The organism is Pedobacter ginsengisoli (assembly GCF_030244015.1).
GTDB lineage: Bacteria > Bacteroidota > Bacteroidia > Sphingobacteriales > Sphingobacteriaceae > Pedobacter > Pedobacter ginsengisoli.
On the sequence record NZ_JASSYX010000001.1, the window covers coordinates 721,061 to 738,940 of the forward strand.

General features: G+C 44.1%; 14 protein-coding genes. 8 read left to right on the plus strand and 6 right to left on the minus strand.

All coding sequences use genetic code 11. The features are described 5' to 3' along the window. The first annotated feature begins 105 nt into the window (after positions 1-105). The 4 genes from QEP08_RS03180 to QEP08_RS03195 are packed head-to-tail and all read left to right on the plus strand — an operon-like array spanning position 106 to position 2,605. A complete protein-coding gene (locus QEP08_RS03180; RefSeq protein ID WP_285055656.1) occupies positions 106-669 on the plus strand; it encodes a HEAT-like fold family protein in 564 nt (187 codons plus the stop codon). Next, complete coding sequence (locus tag QEP08_RS03185; RefSeq protein WP_285055659.1) at positions 666-1,244, plus strand: nitroreductase family protein; 579 nt, start codon at positions 666-668, stop codon at positions 1,242-1,244. Before QEP08_RS03180 ends, QEP08_RS03185 begins: the two co-directional genes overlap by 4 nt. A gap of 4 nt (positions 1,245-1,248) precedes the next feature. Next, entirely contained in the window at positions 1,249-1,704 is a 456-nt protein-coding gene (locus QEP08_RS03190; protein WP_285055662.1) for a 3-oxoacyl-ACP synthase, read from the plus strand. Beyond that, positions 1,670-2,605 carry a ThuA domain-containing protein gene (locus QEP08_RS03195; RefSeq protein ID WP_285055664.1) on the plus strand — a complete coding sequence of 312 codons (936 nt, stop codon included), beginning with the start codon at positions 1,670-1,672 and terminating at the stop codon, positions 2,603-2,605. Before QEP08_RS03190 ends, QEP08_RS03195 begins: the two co-directional genes overlap by 35 nt. A gap of 35 nt (positions 2,606-2,640) precedes the next feature. Here QEP08_RS03195 and QEP08_RS03200 read toward each other — a convergent pair whose 3' ends face one another. Beyond that, the gene (locus QEP08_RS03200; RefSeq protein ID WP_285055666.1) at positions 2,641-3,522 is read right to left on the minus strand and encodes a polysaccharide deacetylase family protein; all 882 of its coding nucleotides are present in this window, start codon (positions 3,520-3,522) and stop codon (positions 2,641-2,643) included. A gap of 100 nt (positions 3,523-3,622) precedes the next feature. On the opposite strand from QEP08_RS03200, the gene QEP08_RS03205 reads away from it, so the two are divergent. Together QEP08_RS03205 and QEP08_RS03210 are read left to right on the plus strand one after the other, a co-directional pair. Beyond that, positions 3,623-6,127 carry a S9 family peptidase gene (locus tag QEP08_RS03205; protein WP_285055668.1) on the plus strand — a complete coding sequence of 835 codons (2,505 nt, stop codon included), beginning with the start codon at positions 3,623-3,625 and terminating at the stop codon, positions 6,125-6,127. 19 nt (positions 6,128-6,146) lie between these two features. After that, positions 6,147-7,613 (plus strand): glycoside hydrolase family 130 protein, encoded by a 1,467-nt coding sequence (locus QEP08_RS03210; RefSeq protein WP_285055670.1) that lies wholly within the window; start codon positions 6,147-6,149, stop codon positions 7,611-7,613. A 6-nt stretch (positions 7,614-7,619) separates the two neighbouring features. On the opposite strand, the gene QEP08_RS03215 is transcribed toward QEP08_RS03210, so the two are convergent. Next, a complete protein-coding gene (locus tag QEP08_RS03215) occupies positions 7,620-8,624 on the minus strand; it encodes a glycosyltransferase family 4 protein (protein ID WP_285055671.1) in 1,005 nt (334 codons plus the stop codon). 8 nt (positions 8,625-8,632) lie between these two features. Beyond that, positions 8,633-10,918 carry a glycosyltransferase family 4 protein gene (locus QEP08_RS03220; RefSeq protein WP_285055674.1) on the minus strand — a complete coding sequence of 762 codons (2,286 nt, stop codon included), beginning with the start codon at positions 10,916-10,918 and terminating at the stop codon, positions 8,633-8,635. Positions 10,919-11,102: 184 nt separating this feature from the next. Between QEP08_RS03220 and QEP08_RS03225 the strand changes: the two genes are divergently transcribed. After that, positions 11,103-12,308: an MFS transporter gene (locus tag QEP08_RS03225; RefSeq protein WP_285055677.1), complete on the plus strand. Its 1,206-nt coding sequence runs from the start codon at positions 11,103-11,105 to the stop codon at positions 12,306-12,308. Between the two features lie 273 nt (positions 12,309-12,581). Here QEP08_RS03225 and clpB read toward each other — a convergent pair whose 3' ends face one another. Beyond that, entirely contained in the window at positions 12,582-15,182 is a 2,601-nt protein-coding gene (gene clpB, locus QEP08_RS03230; protein ID WP_285055679.1) for an ATP-dependent chaperone ClpB, read from the minus strand. 207 nt (positions 15,183-15,389) lie between these two features. Between clpB and QEP08_RS03235 the strand changes: the two genes are divergently transcribed. Beyond that, complete coding sequence (locus tag QEP08_RS03235; protein ID WP_285055682.1) at positions 15,390-16,604, plus strand: MFS transporter; 1,215 nt, start codon at positions 15,390-15,392, stop codon at positions 16,602-16,604. Between the two features lie 14 nt (positions 16,605-16,618). On the opposite strand, the gene QEP08_RS03240 is transcribed toward QEP08_RS03235, so the two are convergent. After that, the gene (locus QEP08_RS03240) at positions 16,619-17,377 is read right to left on the minus strand and encodes an MBL fold metallo-hydrolase (RefSeq protein WP_285055685.1); all 759 of its coding nucleotides are present in this window, start codon (positions 17,375-17,377) and stop codon (positions 16,619-16,621) included. Between the two features lie 91 nt (positions 17,378-17,468). Next, the gene (locus QEP08_RS03245; protein ID WP_285055687.1) at positions 17,469-17,879 is read right to left on the minus strand and encodes an SRPBCC family protein; all 411 of its coding nucleotides are present in this window, start codon (positions 17,877-17,879) and stop codon (positions 17,469-17,471) included. Between the last annotated feature and the right edge of the window lies 1 nt (position 17,880).

Below are 17,880 nucleotides of genomic sequence, written 5' to 3' on the forward strand. Positions count from 1 at the left end.
CTGAAAAATAAGCCGCAAAGGTAATCATTATTTATAAAAATATTTTTTTAGTACTTCTGAGACTAAGAACAATTTCGATAAGTTTGGGTTTAAAAGAAATTTGCCGTGGAGCATGAAGAACTAATTGCAAGACTGGATGCGCCAGTTAATTTTCAAATGGTGGCCCATTTGACTGGCATCCTTGAAAACCATAACCCTGATATTGATGTGCTGCTGCGGGTCAGTTTTCACAAAAGAAAGGAGGTTGCTTTCAGGGCAGCATGGATGCTTGAACATGTCATGACCAATAGCCCGGCTGTGTTCAGTCCGCATCTGACCAAGTTTCTGGAATTGCTTCCGATGCTGACGAATGCTTCTGTGATGCGCCACTATTGTAAGATCATTGCTTTGCTGACTGCCGGGAATGCGGCCCCTGTCTATAAAAAACTGGCTAAGGATTTAGAATTTGATGCCATAATAGAAGTGCTTTTTACCTGGCTGGTCGAGACAAATATTCCGGTCGCTGTCAAAGTACATTGTATGCAGGCGCTCGCCAATCTTGCACCGCGCTACGACTGGATCAAAGATGACTTAATGGAAACCATTGATTACTTGACAGACGTAGAAAGTATAGCGTTCTTTGCACGGGCTAAACAGGTCAGAAAACAGTTAATGAAATTGAAAAAATGAAGACAGATATAGAGATACTAACAGACATTATACAACGCAGACGAAGCATATTTCCGGTAAGCTATACAAAAGAAGAAGTTCCGCATGCCCTGATCAGACAAATTCTGGAGAGCGCAAACTATGCGCCCACACATAAGCTTACACAACCCTGGCGTTTTATCGTATTCAGAAATGAAGGAAAAGTAAAATTGGGACAGGAATTGGCGAGATTATATAGGATGGGCACCCCAATCCAGCTGTTTCTGCAAAAAAAATACGATAGCATTCTGGAAAAAGCAGAACAGGCCAGCTGTATCATCACTTTAAATTTGAAATTGCATGCAGATAAAGTGCCGGAATGGGAAGAACTGGCTTCCCTCGCATGTGCAGTACAAAACATGGCCCTGACGGCCGAGGCCCTGAATGTGGGTGCTTATTGGAGCTCTCCGGGGATGCTTGCAGATTTAAAGGATTATCTTAACTTAGATGAACAGGAAAAGTGCTATGGGTTATTTTACATGGGCCATCATAACGAACCACCACGTAAAGCCATGCGCGAGTCTATTGAAGAAAAGATTAAATGGGTAGAATCCTAATTTTATGAATCAGATCAAAGAAACTTTATACCAGCTGTGCCTGAGCTTTATGGAGCAAAGGATCCAGACTGCTGAGACCGCTTTGGCGCAGGCACGCGAGGCCAGCAATGACGATACCAAAAGCAGTGCAGGTGATAAGTATGAGACCAGCCGGGAAATGATGCAGCAGGATATAGACCGGAATAAGCGCTTGCTGATCGATGCCCAGGATAACTTGAGAGTACTGCAGGCCATAGATACCCATGCTGCCGATGCGGACACGGTTAAGCACGGTAGCCTGGTCACTACCAGTCAGGGCAATTTTTACATCAGTGTAAGTGCGGGCCAGCTTACGGTAGGTGGTAAATCCATATTTGCCATTTCTCCGGCCTCACCAATAGGCAAATTGCTCCTGGACAAAAAGAAAGGCGATAAATTTGCCTTTAATGGCAATAACTATGTTGTCGAGCAAGTGGTATAGTCTTGCCCTTGTTCTATTGCTGACCCAGGTATGCTATTATACTTCAGCTCAGAAGCCTAAAACCATCAAAGTATTGATCGTAGATGGATTCAGCAATCACGACTGGAAACAAACCAGTAATCTGACAAAACGGATATTGGAAGAAAGTAAACGCTTTGAGGTCGACATATCCACGATTCCGCTGGATAGTATGGGGCAGGCGCAATGGGAACCTGCGTTTGAAAAATATGCAGTTGTGATCCAGAATACGAACAATATTCAAAATCCAGCCCTGCGCTGGCCGGGGAGGGTGGAACTTGAACTTGAGAATTATGTAAGAAGCGGGGGAGGTCTATATGTCCTTCATTCAGGTAACAACGCTTTTCCTCACTGGAAAGAATACGATAAGATGATTGGTATGGGCTGGCGTCCTAAAACAACCGGTTATTCGCTGGAAATCAACGAAAACAAAGATGTTGTCCGGATTCCACCGGGAGAGGGAAATGGCACTAATCATGGCAACAGGTTTAATGCGATCATACAAATTCTTAACCGTCATCCGATCAACAAGGGGTATCCTGACGAATGGAAAACGGCTTCAACAGAAGTATACAATTACCCCCGCGGACCTGCAGAGAACCTAACTGTATTGTCGTTTGCCTATGACAGCACATCGACCAAAAAAATGTGGCCTGTCGAATGGGTGGTTGCATATGGTAGAGGTCGTGTATATAATTCGAGCATGGGGCATCTCTGGCAGGGCGAGACCTATCCCCTGAGTTATCGCTGCATTGGTTTTCAAACAACAATGATCAGAGTTGCCGAATGGTTGGCGACAGCCGGAGTAACTTATCCGGTTCCTGAAAAATTTCCGTCAAAGGAGCAGATAAGTATCAGGACGGAATCCGACTTTCCGAAGTAAAATGCAAATAGTAAAATGCTTATACGCGCGATTTTTTAAAAACTTCTTTTGATACTGTTGCTCAGTGTTTTCGGGCTCCAGTAACCGCTTGCTATGATCCTTCTTATCGTAAACAACGGATCATTCTGATCGCGTTTTTCAGCTAATGAAAATGCCATCCTAAAACCACGTTTCTTCAATTCCGGAATTCCTTCAGCATTCCACAGACCAAACGGATAAGCAAATTCTGTTATTTTTTTTCCGGTGATCTCTTCCAGTTTTTTGGTAGGTTTGTCTAATTGCTCTTCCCAATCCTTACCTTGGTATTTCTTAAAGTTCTTGTGGTCGTAGGTGTGGCTTCCGATCACATTTCCTTCGTCAGAAAGTTGTTTGATCTGTTCTTTCGTCATGTAGTCCACAAATTTTCCTTTTCGACCTATAGAAACGGTCATGATGAAATAAACGGCCTTATAGCCATATTTTTTCAAAGTTGGGTTTGCAATGGTAAACTGGTCCATATCTGTGTCATCGAAAGTCAACATGATAGGTTTGCTTGGCAGCGCTGCTCCGGTATTCAGGTAAGCGTACAGCTGATCCGGCAAAATGGTATGGTAGCCACTGTCTGCCAGCATTTTCATCTGATCTTTAAAATTCTGCACTTCTACAATATAATCCTTTCCCACTTTTCCATCTGTCGGTTTCCAGTTACGCACCTGGTGGTAGCACAATATTGGCACTTGTTTTCTTGCTAAAATGGTACTGGCATCAGCGACTTTGATTTTACTGACATCTACTTTTGCGGCTTCAGCAACTGCTGCGGTCGTCTGTATTAGTGTATCCTTTAGATCAGCATTGTCGGTGTTTGGCTGTGATTTGGACTGGCAGCCGGCTGTCAAAATAAGGACAGCGGTAAGTAGTGTTAAAAAGTGTAGTTTCATTGATAAATGTTTGGCGCAAAATTATCATTTTTATTACAAATAAAGACTGCATATAACAGGTATTAATCAATAATTTAGGCAGATCAATTAAGGTTCATAAATGAAAAAAATCTACTTCCTCTTTTTATTAACGCTTATCATAGGTTTTGAAGCGAATTCACAGACAAAAACAGTCACAATCACCGAAGCAATAACCACTGCGCCAAAGGCCAATTACCAGCTGGCTTCCAGATTTTCACCTGCTAAACTTAAAAAAATTGTGTATTCTACTGTGGTAGATCCGCATTGGTTAAAGCTGAACAACAAGTTCTGGTATGAATACGAAACCGCTAACGGGAAACAATGGTATCTTGTTGATCCGGTTGCAAGAAACAAGAAAAAGATCTTTGACAATGCTAAACTCGCTGCCGGTATCACTACGATTGTCCGGGATCCCTTTGATGCACAGCATCTCCCGCTTGAAAACCTAAAATTTTCTGCCAATGAAAAGCAGATCAGTTTTGAGGTGAGGAGCACAATCGACGAACTGAAGAAAGACCGAAAGGACAAAAAAGCTGCAGATTCCATGCAGAAAAAGATCTTTTATTTCAACTATGATATCGCGACTGCGAAACTCACGGAGGTACCCAATTATACCAAACCTAAAGCCAAACCATCCTGGGGTTCTGTCGCGCCGGATTCTTCGGCAATCATCTTTACCAGGAAATACAACCTCTACTGGATGGACAAGGAGAACTACAAAAAAGCCGTGAAGAATGAAGACGACTCTACCATTGTAGAGCACCAATTGACCAAAGACGGAGTTAAATTCTACTCGTACGGCAGTGATGGTGACGGAGAAAACAATGAAGAAATAGAAAAGAACGATAAGAAAAGGAGGGGAGCATATGTCTTATGGTCGCCCAACTCCAAATATTTTGTGCTCGACAGGACCGATTCGCGCAAAGTAAAGGACCTTTGGGTGATCAACAATGTTGCCCCGGGCAGGCCGACACTGGAAACTTATAAATACCAGATGCCCGGCGAGGCTGAAGCGCCAAGAGATGAAATGCTGCTGTTTGATTTTGCAGCTAAGAGTTATAAAAAGCTAAATACAGCGGCTTTTAAAGACCAGAGTGTCTCGGTATGGAGGGCACCGTCTTTAAATAAGGACCGTGACAATGAATTCCGTCCTTCTATATGGCTTGGCAATAACAGCAAGATCTATTTTTCAAGAAGCAGCCGGGATTTAAAACGTGTGGATGTCTGTACAGTCGACATCAATACCGGTGCAGTCAAATCACTGATTGAGGAGCGTTTCAATACTTATGTAGAGATCAACCGTCCGGGACTGGTCAATGATGGGAAAGAGATCATCCATTGGTCCGAGCGAGATGGCTGGGCACACTTTTATCTTTTTGACGGCAATGGGAAGTTAAAGAACCAAATTACCAAAGGTGCTTTTCATTGCGAAAGCATTGTCAATATTGACGAAAAGAACAGGGTACTTTATTTTACTGCCAATGGGCGTGAGTTAAAGGAAAACCCATATTATCTTCACTTGTACCGCATCAGGTTTGACGGCACAGGGATGAAGCTCTTAAACCCGGGCGATTTCGACCATGCTGTAAATCTGAATGATGAAAACAGGTTCTTTATCAACAATTTTTCCAGGGTCAATACCGTTCCTAAGTCGGTATTGATGGATACCCATGGCAGGAAAGTCATGGACCTGGAAACAACCGATCTTTCCCTGCTGATGGCCACGGGCTACAAATTTCCTGAACCATTTAAAGTGAAAGCGGATGACGGGATTACAGACATTTTTGGGGTAATGTATAAACCTTTTAATTTTGATGCCACAAAAAAATACCCGATCATAGAATATGTATATCCCGGTCCGCAAACTGAGGCGGTAAACACGGCATTCAGCAAATCTATGGACCGAACCGACCGTTTAGCGCAGTTTGGTTATATTGTCATTACAGTAGGCAATAGGGGCGGTAATCCCGCGAGGTCCAAATGGTACCATACTTATGGCTATGGAAACCTGAGAGATTATGGACTGGCCGATAAGAAAGCAGCAGTTGAGCAGCTGGCCGACAGGTATCCCTTTATTGACGTTGAAAAAGTAGGTATTACCGGCCACTCCGGTGGTGGTTTTATGTCTACAGCAGCCATGCTGGTCTATCCCGATTTCTTTAAAGCTGCAGTTTCCAACGCAGGTAACCACGACAACAGCATTTACAACAGGTGGTGGAGTGAAAAACACCATGGAGTAAAAGAGATCGTATCTGCAAAAGGTGATACCACATTCAAATACAGCATTGATAAAAACCCTGACCTGGCGAAGAATCTGAAAGGACATTTGCTGCTAATGGCTGGCGACGTCGACAACAACGTGCATCCTGCCAATACCATCCGCATGGCTAATGCCCTGATGCGTGCGGGCAAGCGGTTTGAGTTTGTCATTATGCCGGGGCAGCGCCATGCATTTGGTGATCTGACCGAGTACGGTTTCTGGAAGCTTGCAGATCATTTCAATAAATATCTGATCGGCGATTTTTCGTCGGCAAATCATGTAGATCTTGTGGAAATGGACCGGGAGATAGAACAAAAGAAATAAAAAAAACGTTATACCATACATGAGAATATTAATAGAGCGAAAACCAGTTAAAGTATATCCCGATCCTAAAAGGGTTATTGCCAGGTTCTTCTTCAATGGTGAAGAACGCGCAGTAGAAGTCGTAAAGAAGGTTATGGAATTGTCGGATGACGAGGTTTTTGGTCTGATTTCACCGCTTTTGCAGGAGTACTCCAAACGGCATAGAAACATCACCAAGATTCTGACCCGGCATTGCAAGAGAGTTCTGCATAGTATTGAAGCTGCAGGCTTTGAATATGATGAACTGGATAAAGACAGAAAACTGTTGATGGGTTCTTATTTTACGCATGAATATTCCATAGAATCGGCTGCATTTTTCAATCCGTCTATAGTTGAAGATCCTGACCAGAGCGACCTCGTGGACGGCGAGAAAAGAGTGATCATCAGTTTCAGGGCGGTAGGAGAAGGTCATATCTCTTCTGTGGTATTCAGAAGGGCGCTGATTGATCGTAACCATGATATTACTGTGATACCAGCGGGAAATTATATCGATGAAGCTGAAGTGATCAAAAATGCCGTCTATAACAAAAGACTGTTCCTGAAAAAGGCAGCTGACTCAAAAATCGATATCGAAGTCCTTGATGAAGTCGGCAACAAATTGCAGGATAAATTTGATTACGCAACACTTCGGAAGATCATACTTGATGGTAAAGCACTGCAGGAAGACGATCTTCATAAACTGGAATATGACAAGATTCTCTGGTTGTCTGATACTTATCACGAGATCAGCTTTTCCAGGGACACTGACATTTCAGACCGGATCATATTTCCCATCTCAGAATTTGAGCGTAAGGGCATTGAAGACGCCAGGTTTGTGAAATTCATCAGAGACGATGGATCAGTGGTCTATTATGCAACATATACCGCATTTGATGGGGCCATGATCATGCCCAAACTATTGCAGACCACAAATTTTTATGATTTTAAGATCAGTCCGCTGCATGGAGTAGGGGCCCAAAACAAGAACCTGGCTTTGTTTCCGCGCAAAATAAATGGTAAGTACGCAATGATGTCGAGGATCGACGGGTGCAACAACTACCTGATGTATTCAGATAAGCTTACCGTGTGGGACAATCCGGTAAAACTCCAGTCGCCTAAATTCTCCTGGGAGTTCATACAGATCGGTAACTGTGGATCGCCCATTGAGACGGAAGATGGCTGGCTGGTGATTACCCACGGTGTTGGGCCGATGCGCAGGTATTGCCTGGGGGCCAGTCTTTTTGATCTCAATGACCCCTCTATTGAAATCGGCAGGCTAAAAGAACCACTGGTTATTCCAAACACAGATGAACGGGAAGGTTATGTACCGAATGTACTGTATTCCTGCGGCTCTATCATACACAACGGCGAGCTGATTATTCCGTACGGACTGTCAGATTACTGTTCCTCCTTTGCGGGTGTAAAAATTGACATCCTGCTGGAAAGGTTAAAATCTTCAGGAATATAAAATACTTTAATCCAGTATCCGGTGGTAGAGGCTGATGTAGTCCTCCGCCATTTTTTTTTGTGAGAAATTACGCATTACCCATTCCCTGCATTCTGGCCGGTGAATTGTATTTATCGCCTCGACCGCTGCAACGGCTTCATCTGCATTTTTCACCAGAAAACCTGTTTTATGATCATTGATCAGCTCACGCATAGCACCCCTGTCAAAAGCAATTACCGGCGTTTCACAGAGCATGGCTTCTGCTACGCTCAGACCAAAGGGCTCCTCAAAGTTTATCGGATGCAGCAATGCAGCCGCACCGCCCAGCAGTTGGTTCCTTTTTTCGGGACCTGCGGCACCTATGAATGTGATCTCATCATTTAAAAAAGGTTCAACCTTTTCTCTGAAATAATTGACATCCTGTACAATTCCTGCAATAATCAATCTGTGTTTTGCATTCAAAGCGATTTGTATGGCTTCAGCTGTACCCTTGTCCGGATGGATCCTTCCAAAAAATAAAAGATAACCGCCCTGTCCCGTACCCGGATCAAATTCATCTGTTCTTAAACCATTATATACCGTGCTGATGTAATTCAATGCAGGGTGGCGGTCCGAATTACTGATGGATACATAGTAGCCCGAGGCATTATATTTCTGATATACAGGAATGATCTTTTCTGATGAAAAACCATGTATGGTAGTGATCACCGGCGTCCGGATCAGGCCAGAGTAAGTCAGCGGCAGAAAATCATAATGGTTGTGGATCAGGTCAAACTGATCCGCCTGCTCCATTACATTGCTGATGTGCAGAGATTCCAATACCTTAGCATCAGCTTCCCGGTCTTCCTCATAGCCCCTATCGATCACCGCATTTAATTTACCGGAGGTGATGGAATCGCCAGTAGCAAAAAGGGTTACATCAATACCTGCGGCGGCAAGTCCTTCCGCTAAATTTGAGGCCATCTGCTCCCAGGGCCCATAGTGCCGGGGCGGTGTCCGCCAGGCAATAGGGGCCAGTACGGCAATCTTCATCGGAACGGTCAATTATACACTTGTTTTTGAACTGCAGTTAAATCAGCGCTTTGTATAAACTCATACTCGGATTCCAGCGCCTTCAGTACCATCAGGTGAGAGATCCAGTAGGCCAGCGTACTTTCTGCACCCTGATTTCGGTTTATGCCATAAGTTTGCAGTCCATCACCACAACCTTTAGTCTCGTAATCATAGAGCGGGAGGTGCAGACTGTTCTCGCCCAAAAACCACTGATAACACAAATACATTTGCCTGATATAAGTGAGGTCATGTGTGATTTCGTATGCCTTAAAGTACATCAATACCATTGCCATGGTTTCTATAGCCTGCTGATCGTATAAGGCCATGTCCCCGCCATCTTTATACAGCCAGCCGTCATTGCCCACAGGATTTAAATAACCGTGGATCAATGTTTTTTGCGAGAGGAATTCCATGCTCTCCAGTGCGATATCCATCGATTCTTTGTCTTGGGTGATCTCATAATTAGCAAGCAGGGCAAGCGGTAAAATGGCATTGTCGTAGGTCATCTTTTCTTCAAACCACAACCAACGGCCATCTTTGGTATTGCGGTATGCCACCTTAAGGGGTTCAGCAAGCATTTTCAGCTGGCTCCTGACGTGCTCATCACGGGGGTTAGCTTTCATGAAATACGTCAGTCCGATCATGGTATTTGCTATTCCCCGCAGATGTTTCAACTGTTCAAAATGCGGCACTGATTTGAGGAAAAGTTCCCTTGCAAATTCACGGTAAGAATTATTCGGTGCACTGTTGATCAGGTAACCCAGTGCCCAGATCGTGCGGCCAAATGAATCTTCAGAACCCACCTCGTCCAAATATTCTCTTTTAAAACTTAAAAAGTTTCTGAAATTTCCGTCATCACGCTGCATATACTGAATGTAGCTCAGGTATATCGGAAGCAGGTCCAGCGCAGCCTTGCTTTTATTTTGCTGGTAAGCCAGGATCGTCAGTATTAACGCTCTGGAGTTGTCATCCAGGCAATACCCTTCCTTGAGATTAGGAATGCCATATTTTGCATGCTGTACAATACCTGTATCATCAGTTAATCGCTGAATATGCGCGAGGCTGAACGTCGGCATCATATCAGGATCTATGATTGGCTTATTGCCGGTTTCTCTTTCTGATAAAAATTTAGCGATAGCTTCATCCAGCACATCAATGAATACTTCTCCTGTGTTTGGCCATCGCATGTGCAACCCGTATTCAAAGGCGTTGGATTTCAGTTGCTTTAGTTTTGCAGGATCCTCAAAAAGTTCGTTTATTATACACGAAAGGGCATTAGAATCTTTAAAATCAAACAACCTGCCGCGATGGTCCGCCAACAGCTCCTGTGCATGCCAGTAAGGTGTTGATATGACAGCAGCTCCGGCACCAACAGCATAGGATAGTGTTCCACTGGTGATCTGCGCCTCATTTAAATATGGCGTAATGTACATATCACAGGCAGTCAGGTAATCGTGCAGTTCGTCTTCAGATACAAATTTATTGATGAACGTCAGATTGTTTTCTACATTCAGCTTTTTTGCAAGGCGTTTCAGGCTGTCCCTGTATTCCTCTCCGGAGTTGCGGATTACACCAGGATGTGTGGTCCCGAGAATCACGTACATCACATCAGGGTTTTTTTCGACTATTTTAGGCAAGGCTTCAATTACCGTTTCCAATCCTTTATTTCTGCTGATCAGGCCAAAAGTAAAGAGTACCTTTTTTCCTTTAAAAGCCAGTGAGTTTTTGACAGGATTATCAGCTTTAGGTTCCAGATCTGGCACTCCATGTTCGATCAGCTGGATTTTGTCAAAAGGGATACCGTAGATGCTGGTCAGAAAGCCCACCGCTCTGTGGCTCATTACTACTATTCTGGAAGAGTACTTTGCTACCTCACGCAACACAGTAAGCTGCATGTAATTTGGATCCTTTAATATGGTATGAAAAATAGTGATCAGCGGCTTTTGCAGCCGTGCCAGCAATGGCAGGATATACACACCGCTTTCACCGCCAAATATTCCATATTCATGTTCCAGTATACAGACATCAGCCAGACTGGTATTGATGTAATCGGCGGCACGGATATAATCTTTTTGGTTTTCCTGCCTGATCCGGTATTTTACTTCTTTGGGATATTCATACTCGTCGATAGTATCAGCATCGTTCATCGCAACGACAAAGCTGTCTTCAGAAACCATATTTTTATTGTGGCCAATTGCTTTTAACAGGTTGTTGTTAAACGTAGCAATTCCACATTCGCGCGGAGGATAAGTAGAGATATAAGCAATTTTCATATTAAAAGAAAGATTATCATTGGTATAACAACAAAATGGAATAAATTGTTCTGTGTTTGCTGGTTTTATTTATGATTTTTTGTTAAACGTTAAACAAAATTACCCATAACGGCTCGGTTGTTTAAATAATGACAATAACACGACCGAGTAATTCTCTACCTTTGATAATAAATAAATTTTTCAGATGAATACTGCCACTACAACGCAAAACGCAGTTGAAAAAACTGTTTTTCCGATCCTTTTTGCCATAAGTTTCTCACATCTGCTAAACGACACCATCCAGTCCCTTATTCCTGCGATATACCCGGTAGTGAAGAATTCCTATCACCTCAGTTTTACACAGATTGGTCTGATCACACTCACTTTCCAAATGGCCGCGTCACTGTTCCAGCCTTTCGTTGGACTCTATACCGACAAAAAGCCACAGCCTTATTCACTGGCAGCAGGGATGGGATTTACCTTGCTGGGCCTGGTGATCTTGTCACAGTCGACGGGATTCTATATGATGTTGATTTCGGTATCTCTGGTGGGCACGGGGTCTTCTATTTTTCATCCTGAAGCATCCAGGATGGCCCACGCTGCATCCGGTGGCAGGAGAGGGCTTGCCCAATCTATCTTTCAGCTCGGCGGAAATTTCGGCAGTTCACTTGGCCCTTTACTGGCAGCCTGGATCATTGTTCCCTATGGGCAGCACAGCGTGATCTGGTTTTCAGCGATTGCTTTGATCGCCATTATCATCCTGAGCAGGGTGGGCAACTGGTATAAGGGGTATATGGTGACCAAGGCAAGGCAAAGCGCTAAGATAAGCAGTCAAGTAAGTACATTTTCGAAAAACAGAGTGGCCGGATCCGTCATCATTCTTCTGGTACTGATCTTCTCCAAATACTTTTATATGGCCAGTCTGACCAGTTATTTTACCTTTTATGTGATCGATAAATTTCAGGTATCAGTGCAGTCTTCACAGGTATATCTCTTTGTTTTTCTGGTGTCAGTAGCTGCAGGTACGTTGGTGGGAGGACCTGTTGGCGACAGATTTGGCCGGAAATATGTGATCTGGTTTTCCATTCTGGGAACAGCGCCTTTTGCTTTGCTGTTACCTTATGCCAATCTGTTCTGGACCGGGGTGCTTATTGTGCCTATAGGAATGATCCTGGCTTCAGCTTTTTCAGCCATCCTGGTTTATGCACAGGAGCTGATCCCCGGAAAAGTAGGACTGGTAGCTGGTCTATTCTTTGGTTTCGCATTTGGAATGGGCGGGATTGGTTCAGCACTGTTGGGTAAGCTGGCAGATAGCACCAGTATTGAATATGTGTTTCATGTTTGTTCCTTTCTGCCTTTGATCGGGATACTTACGGCGTTCCTGCCGAATATTGAAACCAGGAAAAAATAGGAATCAGTAACACACTATTTCATCCCCTTGTTTTCTGCACTAGCGCCGAGCAGAAAAAATTACCTTCTCAGAGAAGACATTTTTCCATCCCGAATGAATTCGGGACTAAAGGTTGCCCAGCTTCAGGGGAATCCGTCTTCGAAGAGAATGGTTATTTTTTCCAGCTCAAGCGGTTCTTCTCAACTGCTAAACGAGAAATCCCGATTGCAGCGAGGGATTCCTCGGGCAATCGGGATAATCAGATCTTCATTAATGGGAAGTAAATAATGCTAATTATACTTCATTGGCATTCAGAAAAACAAACTGGTGATCAAACATGTCCAGTTTGATCTTGCTGTCCCTATCGATCTTGCCGGCAAGGATCTCTTTTGAAAGTTCATTCAAAATTCTTTTCTGGATCACACGTTTCAATGGCCTTGCTCCAAACTGAGGATCATAGCCCAGTTCGGCTAGCCAGTCCAGCGCATCAGATGAAGCTTCTATCTGAATTCCCATCTCGGCCAGTGTATCCTGCACATGCCTGAACTGAAGTGATACAATGTCCCTGATCTCGTTCCTGTTTAAAGGAGTGAACATAATCAGCTCGTCAATACGGTTTAAAAACTCCGGTCTGATGGTTTGTTTAAGCAATTCAAACAGTTCGTTTTTCGTTTTCGCAATCACCTCATCACGGTTATCTTCATCCAGGGATTTGAAATTGTCCTGGATCAGGTGCGAACCAATATTAGATGTCATAATGATGATCGTATTCTTAAAATTCACCACACGGCCCTTATTGTCAGTCAGGCGGCCATCATCCAGTACCTGCAGCAAGATGTTAAAGACATCAGGATGTGCTTTTTCAATCTCGTCCAGGAGCACCACAGAATAAGGTTTACGCCTTACCGCTTCAGTCAGCTGTCCGCCTTCATCATAACCCACATATCCGGGAGGCGCACCAATCAGGCGGGAAACCGCATGGCGTTCCTGGTACTCGCTCATGTCTATCCTGGTCATGGCGTTCTCATCGTTAAACAGAAACTCTGCAAGCGCTTTTGCCAGTTCCGTTTTACCAACACCGGTAGTGCCCAGAAATATAAAAGAACCAATTGGCTTACGTTTATCCTGGAGTCCCGCCCTTGACCTGCGTATAGCATCGGATATCGCTTCGATAGCCTCATCCTGACCAGCTACCCGCTTGTGCAATTCGCCCTCCAGGTTCAGCAGCTTTTCACGTTCACTGGATACCAGTTTAGTTACCGGAATTCCTGTCCAGCGACCCACAACACCAGCAATGTCATCTGCAGTCACCTCTTCTTTCAGCATCCTGCTTTCACTTTGCTGAGTTGCCAGATCTGCCTTTAATTTCTCCACTTTGTCCTGTGCTTCCTTGATCTTGCCATAACGGATCTCCGCTACCTTTCCATAATCTCCGGCACGCTCCGCCTGATCAGCTTCGAGCTTGTAATTTTCAACCTGTTCAAGTTCATTGTTGATGTTATCTACCAGGTCTTTTTCACCTTGCCATTTGGCCTTGATTTCATCACGTTCTGCAGACATATTGGCAATTTCTTCAGCCAGGGATTTCACTTTTTTGCTATCACCTTCCCGCTTTATCGCTTCGCGTTCAATCTCCAGCTGCATGATCCTGCGGTTTAGTTCGTCTACTTTTTCCGGGACGCTGTCCATCTCCAGACGAAGTTTTGAAGCCGCCTCATCCATCAGATCAATTGCTTTGTCAGGTAAAAATCGGTCTGCAATATACCTTTGGGACATTTCGACTGCCGCGATGATCGCCTCATCTTTTATCCGCACTTTGTGGTGCGTTTCATAACGCTCCTTCAATCCCCGGAGAATAGAAATTGCATCCTGGGTATCTGGCTCATCAACCATTACCTTTTGGAAACGGCGTTCAAGAGCCTTGTCTTTTTCCAGGTATTTTTGATATTCATCAAGTGTTGTCGCACCAATAGCGCGCAGCTCACCTCGTGCAAGCGCAGGTTTGAGAATATTTGCAGCATCCATCGCACCTTCGCCACCACCGGCACCCACTAAAGTATGTATCTCATCAATAAACAGGATAATGTCCCCGTCACTTTGGGTCACCTCTTTAACAACGGCCTTGAGACGCTCCTCAAACTCACCTTTATATTTGGCACCTGCAATCAGGGCCCCCATATCAAGAGAGTACACAGTTTTCGTTTTTAGATTGGTAGGCACGTCACCTTTAATGATCCGGAAGGCGATGCCCTCAGCTATTGCAGTTTTACCAACACCGGGTTCTCCGATCAGGATCGGATTATTCTTGGTACGCCGTGACAAAATCTGGATCACTCTTCTGATTTCGTCATCACGGCCGATCACCGGATCCAGCTTGCCGGATTCTGCATATTCATTGAGGTTACGCGCATATTTATTAAGTGCATTATATGTGGCTTCTGCATTCTGATCAGTAACACGGCTGTCACCTCTTAAGGCGATAATCGCTTTTTTAAGGTCGCCTTCATTCACACCCTGATCTTTCAGAAGCTTTGAAGTATTGTCATTCACAGAAAGTATACCCAGCAATAAATGCTCTACAGACACAAACTCATCCTTAAATTCCTTCAGGTAAGACTGTGCTTTCTGCAGGGCTGAATTGCTGCCTGAAGTAAGATAGGGGTTGCTGCCGGTCACCTTTGGAAATTTTTCAATTTGTGTATCCAGATGCTGGTTTAAAACATTCAGATTGACGTTGAGTTTCTTCAGGACATAAGAAACCACGTTTTCATCAACAGTAAGCAAACCTTTGAGCAGGTGTGCCGTTTCAATAGCCTGTTGCTGGTTGCCTTGTGCTATTTCAGAAGCCTGTTGAACTGCTTCCTGGGCTTTTATAGTAAAGTTGTTGAAGTTCATGTCAACAGCTAAACAAAGCAAATGCCATCCTGGTTTTCTGTTAAAGATCGGAAATTTTGTCGGTATCTTCTTATTTTTAATGACTAAATAGCTGATAAATAATGCGTTATACTGAAAAAATGTCTTATTTTAATGCCGGGAAATGTAAAATATAAATGCTTGTCTGTAGCTTTCCCGTAAAATATCCCGTCTTTTGTGACAGATTAAATGAGAGAATTTATACGATTATATCTGGACGCCTATAAAGGGCTGTCCACACCTGCGTGGATGCTTGCCCTGGTCATGCTGATCAACAGGAGCGGAGCAATGGTTATTCCGTTTTTGGGTGTATATATGGTCAATCACCTGCATTTTTCCCTGAAAGATGCCGGCACTGTACTTGCATGTTTCGGTATAGGTGCAGTGTCAGGAAACTTCCTGGGTGGTTGGCTGACCGATAAGGCAGGACATTTCAAAATTCAGCTGATCAGTTTATTTTTAACCATTCCCGTATTTGTGCTCTTACCTCAGCTCGAGACTGTTGGCAACCTTGCCATTGGCGTTTTTTTGCTGAGCCTGGTATCTGAAACTTTCAGGCCCGCAAACTCAGTTTCGGTCGCTTATTATTCAAAGCCTGACAATGTAGTCCGTTCCTTTTCCCTGAATCGGATGGCACTGAACCTTGGTTTTTCTATAGGTCCGGCACTTGGAGGATTTCTGGCGGCCGTTTCTTATTCTTTTTTATTTTATGGCAATGCCATTGCTGCCTGTTGCTCAGGTCTGTTGTTCTTCCTGTATTTCAGGAACCTGAAAGGCACTAAAAAGGTTAAAGAAAGAGTTGATGACCAGGGAAACCAGGTAGTCGGCCGGTCACCATATCGCGATCTTCCCTACCTGCTTTTCAGCTTGCTTTGCGCCGTGTTTGCCATTTGTTTTTTGCAGCTCCTGAGTACACTCCCGCTCTATTACAGAACGGTTTATCAGCTTTCTGAAACGGAGATAGGAATCATTATGGCTTTTAGCGGCCTGGTTGTTTTTCTTTTTGAGATGCTGCTGGTCCATATTGCAGAACGGAATTTTACTGCCCGCACAGCGATCATAACGGGTACCTTGTTGTGTGCCTTGTCCTTTCTCATTTTAAACCTGGCCAAAGGTATTCCGGTATTGTACATCTCGATGTTTGTGATCTGTATTGCCGAAATATTGGCGATACCTTTTATGTCTACTGTTACCCTGCAGCGATCATCAGCGAAAAAAAGAGGAGCATACATGGCGCTCAATGCACTTTCCTTTTCATTTGGTCACATCTTTTCCCCTTTTATTGGCACCAGGGTAGCGGCCTCCTATGGCTTTGAAGTCCTTTGGTGGGGTACTACGGCCGCTTTGGTCGTAGCTGCTGCCGGGTTCTTTTTTGTGATGAAGATGATGCGGTTATCGTCTTAATAGCCCTTACAAAATTACTTCGGCGCCGGATACCATTCGCGTAACCTTACATCAATATTTTTATCACCGGTATTGACCAGGACTTTGAACAATTTCACATCCTGCCCCCGGTAATGATATGGATAAACTGCTTTAGGTTTAAATGCCAGCACAGCCTGTGCTGCCGCATTTACATCCATAGTATAGGGCAGGTTCATGCAAACAAAGGCAATATCGATGTTTTTTAAAGCACGCATTTCGGGAATATCTGCGGTATCACCTGAGATGTAGATACTTTTACCGCCGGTTTCCAAAATATACCCATTGCCTCTTCCTTTGATATGATAATTCGCGTTTTCAGCATCCGGAAGATTGTACATGGGAAACGCAGTAATCGAAATACCAGCCAAAACGGTTTTATCCCCATTCTTCAAAATGACCAGCTTCTCCTTGTCATAATTAGCAGGTAGTTTATCGGCCACTGCCTGCGGAACAACAAGCATCGCTTTATTGGTATTGATGGCTTCGATTGTCTTGAGATCAAAATGGTCACCATGAATATCCGTTACAAGGATGATATCCGGAGCGCCGAGCCCTTTAAATGCATCAGCGCCACCTGTGGGGTCGACATAAATGTTCTTGTTCTTGCAGGTGAGCACCAGCGTGGCATGAGTGATTGGCTGAATAGTCAGCTCACCGCCCTCAACCTTTTCCTGATCCGGGGCTATCCTTTGTGCCTGCGTAAACAACGCGCATGAGGACAGCAAAAAAATAAGGGTAAGTTTCAGTTTCATAAAGAGTTATTTAATGATTTAACTGGAAATTACAGAACAAACTGAACGGAAGAAAGTTTGGGGTTTAGTGAATAGCAAGCAAATAACAGAGCTATCCTTGTGTGTTGTTTAAAACTTCTGCCAGTCTGTTTGTTTGATAATCTGCCAGTTTCTGAAGCGGGCCCGCAGCCAGCATTTTCATCATCATGTTCAGATCAGCGGAAAGGATGTGTTTGGCAATTGTGCCACCCGCTCCGTTATCAGCAACCGTCCACTTCAATTCTACGTCAAACGGTGGTTTTTCCGTGGGTAAGGCGGTGAGTTCCTGATTTTCTATGCGGCTGGAGATCCTGATGGCGAGTTTAGCCATGTTCTGAATGGTAAAACTGGCTTCATCCTCTGTGGAGGACCAGTTGTAGATATTCTCGGGCATCAGTTGCTTGTGGTTATTCAGATCTGCTAAAAAAGCATATACTTTTGCCACCGGCAAATTTATTTCGGCAGTGCTTTCTATTACTGTCATT